Annotated in this window: 4 protein-coding genes; 2 read left to right on the top strand and 2 right to left on the bottom strand. The window is 74.7% G+C overall.

All coding sequences use genetic code 11. The features are described 5' to 3' along the window. A partial coding sequence (locus IE249_RS08470) for a pyridoxamine 5'-phosphate oxidase family protein (RefSeq protein WP_229857857.1) occupies positions 1–547 on the bottom strand: 547 nt, incomplete at its 3' end. A 35-nt stretch (positions 548–582) separates the two neighbouring features. On the opposite strand from IE249_RS08470, the gene IE249_RS08465 reads away from it, so the two are divergent. Then, on the top strand, positions 583–1,914 hold the full coding sequence (locus tag IE249_RS08465) for an aminotransferase class I/II-fold pyridoxal phosphate-dependent enzyme (protein ID WP_189704139.1): 1,332 nt from the start codon (positions 583–585) through the stop codon (positions 1,912–1,914). 189 nt (positions 1,915–2,103) lie between these two features. Here IE249_RS08465 and IE249_RS08460 read toward each other — a convergent pair whose 3' ends face one another. After that, positions 2,104–3,222 carry a DMT family transporter gene (locus IE249_RS08460; RefSeq protein WP_189704138.1) on the bottom strand — a complete coding sequence of 373 codons (1,119 nt, stop codon included), beginning with the start codon at positions 3,220–3,222 and terminating at the stop codon, positions 2,104–2,106. Between the two features lie 74 nt (positions 3,223–3,296). On the opposite strand from IE249_RS08460, the gene IE249_RS36655 reads away from it, so the two are divergent. Continuing rightward, a partial coding sequence (locus IE249_RS36655; protein ID WP_229857817.1) for a LysR family transcriptional regulator occupies positions 3,297–3,901 on the top strand: 605 nt, incomplete at its 3' end.

Below are 3,901 nucleotides of genomic sequence, written 5' to 3'. Positions count from 1 at the left end.
CCTCGTCGAGGTCGAGGCGGAGCACGGCGGTCGCGGCCAGTTCCTTGGTGCTGGCGGGGCGGGAGTCGGCCGCGCGGCCCGGCACCACGTGGTCGACCAGCGCGTCCAGCGCCGCGCGCTTCTCCTCGGGGTCGGTGACCTGGTGGGCGGTGCCGTGGACCACCACGGAGCGGTAGTTGACGGAGTGGTGGAAGGCCGAGCGGGCGAGGACCAGGCCGTCGACATGCGTGACCGTCACGCACACCGGGAGCCCGGGGTCGGCCTGGCCCGCCATCCGCAGCGGGCGGGAGCCCGTGGAACCGTGCACGTAGAGCCGCTCGCCCACCCTGCCGTACAGGGTGGGCAGCACCACGGGCGCGCCGTCGCGGACGAAGCCGAGGTGGCAGACGTAGCCCTCGTCGAGTATCGAGTGCACCAGCTCCTTGTCGTACGACGCGCGGTTCGCGGAGCGGGTGGGGACGGTGCGGTCGGTCGGGGCGTAGACGGACGTGTCCGCGGGCTGTGCGGGCACGGCGGGCTGCGCGGTCGGCGGCTGGGTCCCCTGCATTGCGGTCTCCATTGCACTAGTGCATAATCTGCTTTGTGCTAGGAGAATATAGGATCGAGGGGCGGCGTGCGACGGAGATCGCGGCGAGCGTCGAGCGCGCGGTGGGCTCGGGCGACCTGGAGCCCGGTCAACTCCTGCCTCCCATGCGGGAGTTGGCGGTCAACTTGGGGGTGAATCCCAACACCGTCGCGGCCGCGTACCGGGTGCTGCGCGAGCGCGGGGTCATCGAGACCGCCGGGCGCCGGGGCAGCCGTGTGCGGCCCGCGCCCGCCACCACCGGGCGGGAGAACATCCGGGTGGATGTCCCCGAGGACGTGCGGGACGTGTCGAACGGCAACCCGGACCCTGCCCTGCTGCCGCGGCTCGCGCCGGCGTTCGCCGCGGCGGCCGAGCACGGCGACCGCGAGCCCGTGCTGTACGGGCACGCGCCGGTGGATCCCGAGTTCGCCCGCCGGGCACGCGCGGCGCTGGACGCGGACGGGGTGCCGGACGGGCCGGTCGCCGTCGTCTCCGGCGCGCTCGACGGCGTCGAACGGGTACTGGCCGCCCACCTCAAGCCGGGCGACACGGTCGCCGTCGAGGACCCGGGCTGGGGCAGCGTCCTCGACCTGATCCCCGCGCTCGGGCTGCGCACCGCCCCCGTCGGCGTCGACGACGAGGGGCCCGTCCCCGACGACGTACGCCGGGCCCTGGAGGGCGGGGCCCGCGCGCTGATCGTCACCGACCGGGCGCAGAACCCGACCGGCGCCACGCTGAGCGCCACGCGCGCGCGTGCCTTGCGTTCCGTCCTGCGCGCGCACCCAGGAACACTGCTCGTCGAGGACGACCACGGCCACGGCATCGTCGACTCTCGCCTGCACCCGCTCGCCGGGGTCACCCGGCACTGGGCCTTCGTCCGCTCGGTCGCCAAGGCGTACGGCCCCGATCTGCGGGTCGCGGTGCTCACCGGGGACCCCGTCACCGTCGACCGGGTGCGCGGCCGCCAGCGGCTGGGCCCGGGCTGGGTGAGCCTGCTGCTCCAGCGCGCGGTGGTCCACCTCTGGGCGGCCGGTACGCCGGCCGCGCGGGAGGTGGCCTCGGCGTACCGGAAGCGGCGTGAGGCGCTGATCGGCGCCCTGGCCGAGCGGGGTGTCACCGCCCACGGGCCGAGCGGGATGAACGTGTGGGTGCCCGTGCCGGACGAGACCGGCGCCGTCGCCCGGCTGCTGCACGCCGGCTGGGCGGTGGCACCCGGCGCCCGCTTCCGCGTGAGCGCGCCGCCGGGCATCCGGATCACCGTCTCGACGCTCGACGAGGAGGAAGCCGGCCGACTGGCAGACGCGGTCGCCTCCGCCCTGGGCCCGGCACCCGTGCGGAGTTACGCCTAGGGGAGCGAGTTCCGGAGGCCTGCCCGGCGGGGTGGCCTGTCAGGTTCGCCGCGTGGGGCGGCCTTCACGGCCGCTCGGCGGGGTGAGCGCGTGAGATCCGCCCGGTGGGGCGGGTTCCGGGGGCCGCCCGGGGTCTGCCCAGCCGGCCGGGCTCGGGCGGCCCCGTCCAGTGCGAGCCCGTGAGGGGTTCTACGCCCTGGCCGCCCGGCCGGTCCGGGCCTGCGGACCGGCGGCCTCCGGGACCTCTGCGGCTGCCGCAACCCCGGGCGCCTCCGCGGCTGCCGCAACCCCGGGCGCCTCCGGTGTCTCCATGGATGTCGGGGGCTGCGTGCCCGGTTCCGGCTGTGGGCGCGTGCGGTTCGTGGGGCGCCTCGCCTGGGTGAGGGCGGCGCCCGCCAGGACCACCACCGCGCCGACCGGTGTCGACCACGTCAGGTGTTCGCCCAGCACGGCGACACCGGCGGCGGTGGCGATGATCGGCACGAAGTAGGTGACCATCTGGGCGGTCGTCGGGCCGACCTCGGCGACCAGGCCGTACTGCACGAGCATGGCGACGCCCGTGCCCAGCGCGCCCAGCGCCGCGATGGCGAGCAGTGGCAGCACGGAGACGTGCCCGGGCAGGCTGGTGAACAGCGGGGTGACCACGGCCAACTGGACCGTGGCCAGCAGCAACTGGCCGCCGGTGAGCGAGAGGTGGGACTCGCTGGAGCCGGCCAGGGTGCGGCGGACGTAGATCCAGCCGACCGGGTAGCTCAGCGACGCCAGCAGGGCCATCGCGGTGCCCGAGGCGTCCAGCCCGTGGAAGCCCTGCCAGGCGCCGAGCACGGTCAGCACCCCGAGGAAGCCCAGCCCGAGACCCGCGACCCGCACCCTGGTCGGCCGGTCCTCGGAGAGCGCGACCAGGGACAGGGCCATGCCCCACAGGGGCGAGGTCGCGTTGCAGATGCCCGCGAGCGTGGACGGGATCGTCAGCTCGGAGTAGGCGAAGAGCGAGAAGGGCAGCGCGTTGAGGAAGAAGCCGGCCACCGCCAGATGGCCCCAGGTCCGCGCGCCCCGCGGCAGCCGCACCCGCTTCACCGCCATCGCCACCGCGAGCACCGCCGTGCCGAACAGCAGCCGCCCGAACGTCACCTGGAACGGCGCGAAGCCCTGATTGCCGACCTTCATGAACAGGAAGCTGAAGCCCCAGATCAGCGAGAGGAACGCGAAACGGATCCGCCAGGGCAGAGGACGGCCGAGCCGTGCGGACGGGACCGAAGGGTTCGGCGGGACCGGCGAGGCCGGTGAGGAGGCGGTAGCGGTGCTCATGCTCGTACGATGCCCGACCAGCTCCTCGTAGCACAATCGAGAATTCGCGCGCGGTATCTCGTAGCATTGCTTACATGTTGAACCTGGAGCGCCTGCGCACCCTCGACGCCCTCGCCCGCCACGGCTCGGTCAGCGGCGCCGCCGAAGGACTGCACGTGACGACCTCCGCCGTTTCGCAGCAGATGGCCAAGCTGGAGCGGGAGGTGGGCCAGCGGCTCCTCACCAAGAACGGCCGGGGCGTGCGGCTGACGGACGCGGGCCGACTGCTCGCCGAGCACGCGGCGCGCATCCTCTCCCAGGTCGCCCTCGCCCAGTCCGACCTGGAGGCCCAGCGCGGGGAGGTGGTCGGCGAACTGCGCCTGGGCGCGTTCCCCACGGCGGCGCGCGGGCTGTTCCCGGCGGCCCTGTCCCGGCTGCGCTCCCGGCACCCCGGCCTGCGGGCCGCCACCGCCGAGATGGAACCGGCGTCCGCCCTGCGGGCCGTACTGCGCGGGGACGTGGACGTCGCTGTCGTCCTGGACTGGTACAACAAGCGGCTGCCCGTGCCCGGGGGACTCAGCCGCGCCGCGCTCCTGGACGACCCCGCCGACGTGGCGCTGCCGGCCGGGCACCCGCTCGCGGACCGCGACGAGGTGGACCTCGAGGAGTTCGCGGACGACGACTGGATCACGTGGGGCGA

It is taken from the genome of Streptomyces anandii JCM 4720 (assembly GCF_014650655.1).
GTDB lineage: Bacteria > Actinomycetota > Actinomycetes > Streptomycetales > Streptomycetaceae > Streptomyces > Streptomyces anandii.
Note: the sequence above shows the minus strand (reverse complement) of the source record. Positions and strands in the feature narration are given on the sequence as shown.

Excerpts from the sequence above, each read along its gene's own strand:
- IE249_RS08460 (WP_189704138.1), bottom strand. The coding sequence starts at position 3,222 with ATGAGCACCGCTACCGCCTCCTCACCGGCCTCGCCGGTCCCGCCGAAC.